This window comes from Streptomyces sp. WAC06614 (assembly GCF_003949795.1).
GTDB lineage: Bacteria > Actinomycetota > Actinomycetes > Streptomycetales > Streptomycetaceae > Streptomyces.
Map to the genome: position 1 here is coordinate 1 of NZ_RPRY01000455.1, position 4,508 is coordinate 4,508.

A 4,508-nucleotide genomic window follows, 5' to 3' on the forward strand; every position below is an offset into this window, starting at 1 on the left:
CCCCTCCCCCTTGGAGTCCGCCATGGCCTCAGGTCCTTCGCCCTCCGCCCGCCCGTCCCGTCGGAGCGTGCTCGCCGGTACGGGCGCCGGGGTGCTCGCCGCGGGACTGCCGGCGGCCGCCGCCCGGGCGGCAGGGGTGGCGCCGGCCGTGCTCGGGGAGTACGACGTGGTGGTCGTCGGGTCGGGAGCCGCCGGGATGACGGCCGCGCTGACCGCGGCCAAGCGGGGGCTGAGCGTCGTGGTGGTGGAGAAGGCGCCCACCTTCGGCGGGTCGGCGGCCCGCTCCGGGGCGGGGATCTGGCTGCCGAACAACAGCGTGCTGCGGGCCGCCGGGGTGCCCGACACCCCGGAGAAGGCCGCGGCCTACCTGGCGGCGGTGGTCGGGGACGGCTCGTCCGCCGCCCGGCAGGCGGCGTTCCTGGCGAACGGGCCCCGGATGCTGGACTTCGTCATGGCCAACAGCCCGCTGCGGTTCCGCTTCATGGCGGGCTACAGCGACTACTACCCCGACCTGCCGGGCGGTCTGCCGGGCGGGCGTTCCATCGAGCCGGACCAGCTCGACGGCCGGGTGCTGGGCGGCGAACTGGCCCGGCTCAACCCGGCGTACATGCCGGTGCCGGCCGGGATGGTGGTGTTCAGCCAGGACTACAAGTGGCTGACGCTGGCGGCGGTGACCGCCAAGGGGGCGGCGGTGTCCGCCGAGTGCCTGGCGCGGGGCACCGCGGCGGCCCTGCGCGGGGAGAAGCCGCTGACCATGGGCCAGGCGCTGGCGGCCGGCCTGCGGGCCGGGCTGCTGTGGGCCGGGGTCCCGGTGTGGCTGAACAGCCCGCTGGTGGACCTGGTGCAGGAGGGCGGCCGGGTCACCGGGGTCCTGGTGGCCAAGGACGGGACGCAGGGCGTCGTACGGGCCCGGCGGGGGGTGATCGTCGGCTCCGGCGGGTTCGAGCACGACGCGGGCATGCGGGCGCGCTACCAGCAGCAGCCGATCGGGACACGGTGGACGGTGGGCGCCAAGGAGAACACCGGCGACGGCATCCGGGCCGGGGAGCGGGCGGGGGCGGCGCTCGCCCTGATGGAGGACGCCTGGTGGGGTCCGGCGATCCCGCTGCCGGAGGAGCCGTACTTCTGCCTGGCCGAACGGACGCTGCCGGGCGGGCTGATGGTGAACGCGGCGGGGGCGCGGTTCGTGAACGAGGCGGCGCCGTACAGCGACGTGGTGCACGTGATGTACGAGAAGGACCGGGGTGCCACGGGGTCGCACATCCCGGCGTGGCTGGTGGTCGACCAGAACTACCGCAACCGGTACCTGTTCAAGGACGTGCTGCCGACGTTCGTGTTCCCGGACGCGTGGTACGCCTCGGGGGCGGTGAAGAAGGCGTGGACGTGGGACGCGCTGGCGGGCGGGATGGGGGTGCCGGCGGCGGCGCTGCGGGCGACGTTGAACCGTTTCAACGCGCAGGCGTGGGCCGGCTCCGACCCCGACTTCCGGCGCGGGGAGTCGGCGTACGACCACTACTACACGGACCCGGGGGTGTCCCCGAACTCGTGCCTGGCACCGGTCTGGGCGCCGCCGTTCTACGCGTTCCGGATCGTCCCCGGGGACCTGGGGACCAAGGGCGGCATCGTGACGGACGCGCGGGCGCGGGCGCTGCGGCCGGACGGTTCGGTGATCCCCGGGCTGTACGCGGCGGGGAACGCGAGCGCGGCGGTGATGGGGCACAGCTACGCGGGCGCGGGGTCGACGATCGGGCCCGCGATGACGTTCGGCCACGTGGCGGCCGAGGACATCGCGGACGGCGTGGCCGCCGGCGTCTGAGCGGGCGGGCTCAGCCCTGCTGGAAGAGCTCCGCGGGCAGCGGCTTCAGCAGCGCGTAGAGGTCGTCCGTGATCGGCCGGTCCCAGCTGGCGATGGTGACGAGCACGTTGTCGCTGCGGTCGAACTGCACGCAGGAGATCCGGCTCTCGGAGAGCTTGATCTTGCGGACGATGAGGAGGTTGTCGCCCTGCATCACGGGGCAGTCCTCGACACCGGTGACCTCGACGTCCTCGTCGTTCTCCAGGGCGTCCAGCAGCTGGGCCACCTCGAAGGGAACCTGCTTGTCGGTGAGCTCCCGGGCCGGCGAGCCCTCGGGGAGGTTGCCGATGATCATCGCGGGGCCGCGTCCGCCGAAGAGGTCGTAGCGGAGGAAGACACCCTGGCAGCTGCCGTCGGGGGCGGGCAGCAGCCCGGCTCCGAGGTTGCCCGGCCAGTCCCCCGGGTCCATGGCCAGGACGTCGAAGTCCGGCCCGGCGGGTGTGGCGGCGCGGTGGCGGCGGAGGAAGGACATGCGGCCATGGTACGTGCCCGCACTCGGTTTCCGGCGCCGGGGCGGCCAGGGCGCCGGGGCCGGTCCGGCTCTGGTCCGCCGGACCACGGCCTAGGGGCGGGCGGAGCCCGCGCCCGCTGCTGCGAGGGCTTCGGCCAGGCCGGCGCGGTCGGTGCCGAGCTTGCGGTAGACGGCCGACAGGAGGGCGTCGCCGGGGCGCTGCGGGTGGTCCGGCGGACCGGGCCGCTCGGGTGGGGCCGGCGGGACCTGCGGGGCGGGGAGGGTGCGGACGGCCTGCTCCGCCACGGCCCGTTCGGCCTCGGTCAGCCCTTCGGGGCCCGCCGGGCCGGTGGGCGGGGTGCCGCCGAGCCGGAGGAGGGCGGTGACGGCCTGCGCCTCCAGGCCGTCGGCCCGGCATTCGCGGGCCGTCGCGACCGCCCGGGCCAGCAGCCCGGTGTCGCCGAGCGCCGTGCCGAGCGCGAAGAGCGCGCAGGCCAGTTCGTGACCGGCCGGGGAGGCGGAGAGCAGCTGGACCGACTCGGCCAGCAGCGGGATCCGGTCGGCGGGCGCGGCCACCTCGGCGGCGTACCGGAGGGCCTGGCCGATGGCGGAGGGCGCGCCGAAGGCGCGGGCCCGGCGGAGCGCCTCGGCGGTCAGGGCCCGGGCGCGCTCGGGGTCGTCCGGGGCCACCGCGCGGGCCAGGTGGAGCCGCCAGGGGCACCAGGAGGGGTTCTGGATGCCGCGCGGGGTCAGCCGCCGGTCCACCGCCTCCAGCTCGGCGGCGGCCGCCTTGCGCTCACCGCGCGCCAGGAGGAGTTCGGCGTAGACGGTCTGGGAGTCGGGGAAGACCACGGCCGCCGGGAACGGCTCGCCGTAGCCGTGCTCGCGGGCGAGCTCCCAGGCCTCGTCGGTCCGGCCGCGGGCGAGCAGGACCTCTATGAGGATGGCGACGGCGTACCAGTGGACGGGGGTGCGCCGGCCCACGCGTTCGGCGAGGCCGAGGCCCGCCCGGGCCAGCTCCTCGGCCTCGGCGAGCCGGCCGCGCCGGAAGCGGATGTAGGCGCGCAGGCCGAGGGCGAAGGAGAGGTGGGCGCCGCGCCAGCCCTGGCGTTCGAACTCCGCGGTGCCCGCCGCGAAGAGTTCCTCGGCACGGCCGGGGCGGTCGGCGTAGAGGTGGGTGAGGGCGACGAGCACCGGCACCTCGAAGCCGCGGTCCTCCTCGGCCCAGCTCAGCCCGTCGCCGAGGGCGCGGCGGGCGTGGTGCAGGACCACGTCGACGGGTTCGCCGCGCAAGGTGGCGTCCCAGGCGCGCAGGCCGATGACGTAGCGCTCGGTGAGGTCGCGGCCGGTGAGGCGGTCGGCGAGCCGGGACAGCCGGCGGGAGCGGGCCGGGGAGTCGGGTTCGTCGGCGCGGAAGGCGTCCCACATGAACTGTTCGGCCTGGAGCCGCAGCCGGGCGCGCGGGTCGCGGGTGTGGGGGATCTCCCCGCCCAGGGTGGCCGAGGCCTCGGCCAGCCGGTCGGTGTGCGCGAGGACCTGCGCGAGCCGGATGACGATGCCCTGGCGCAGGGCGGGGTCGTCGAAGGGTTCGGCGAGGGCGTCGCGCAGGTGGTTGACGGTGTTGGCGGGCTCGGTGAGCAGGGAGGCGCAGCCGAGCTCGTAGAGGACGGCGGCCCGCTCGTCGAAGGCCGGCGGTTCGCGCAGGGCGCGGGCGAGCTGGCGGCGGGCGGCCTCGGGCGCCCCGGCCCGCAGGTTCTCGGCGGCGGCCTCGCGCAGGGTGCGCACGACCCAGGGGTCGCCCTCGGGGTGCGTCTCCAGCAGGTGGCGTGCGGCGGCCCCGGCCCCGAGCCCGGCATCGACCACGGCGACGGCGGCCTGCCCGTGCAGGGCGACCCGCACGGCGTCGGGCACGGCCCGGTAGAGCGCAGTGGCGATCAGCGGATGGACGAACTCCAACGGGGCGCCGTCCGCCGCGGGGGCCGCCAGGGCCCCGGCGGCGGTCCCGGGTGCAGCCGTGGCGGCGGCGGGCGGGGCCGGGGCCAGGATGCGGGTGGTGCGCAGGCGGGCGGTGGCGTCGGCGGCCTCGCGCAGGGTGCGCACGACCCAGGGGTCGCCCTCGGGGTGCGTCTCCAGCAGGTGGCGTGCGGCGGCCCCGGCCCCGAGCCCGGCATCGACCACGGCGACGGCGGCCTGCCCGTGCAG

The 4,508-nt window shown here is 76.7% G+C and carries 3 protein-coding genes; 1 reads left to right on the plus strand and 2 read right to left on the minus strand.

The window, feature by feature from the left end; genetic code table 11:
* The first annotated feature begins 22 nt into the window (after nt 1-22).
* Nucleotides 23-1,816 carry a 3-oxosteroid 1-dehydrogenase gene (gene kstD, locus EF918_RS32995; protein ID WP_125652577.1) on the plus strand — a complete coding sequence of 598 codons (1,794 nt, stop codon included), beginning with the start codon at nt 23-25 and terminating at the stop codon, nt 1,814-1,816.
* Between the two features lie 10 nt (nt 1,817-1,826).
* Here the strand turns inward: kstD and EF918_RS33000 are convergent, their stop codons facing one another.
* Nucleotides 1,827-2,327: a hypothetical protein gene (locus tag EF918_RS33000; protein WP_125652578.1), complete on the minus strand. Its 501-nt coding sequence runs from the start codon at nt 2,325-2,327 to the stop codon at nt 1,827-1,829.
* Nucleotides 2,328-2,417: 90 nt separating this feature from the next.
* On the minus strand, nt 2,418-4,508 hold a 2,091-nt coding region (locus EF918_RS37415), incomplete at its 5' end, for an ATP-binding protein (protein ID WP_185922034.1).

Excerpts from the sequence above, each read along its gene's own strand:
- kstD (WP_125652577.1), top strand. The coding sequence starts at position 23 with ATGGCCTCAGGTCCTTCGCCCTCCGCCCGCCCGTCCCGTCGGAGCGTG.
- EF918_RS33000 (WP_125652578.1), bottom strand. The coding sequence starts at position 2,327 with ATGTCCTTCCTCCGCCGCCACCGCGCCGCCACACCCGCCGGGCCGGAC.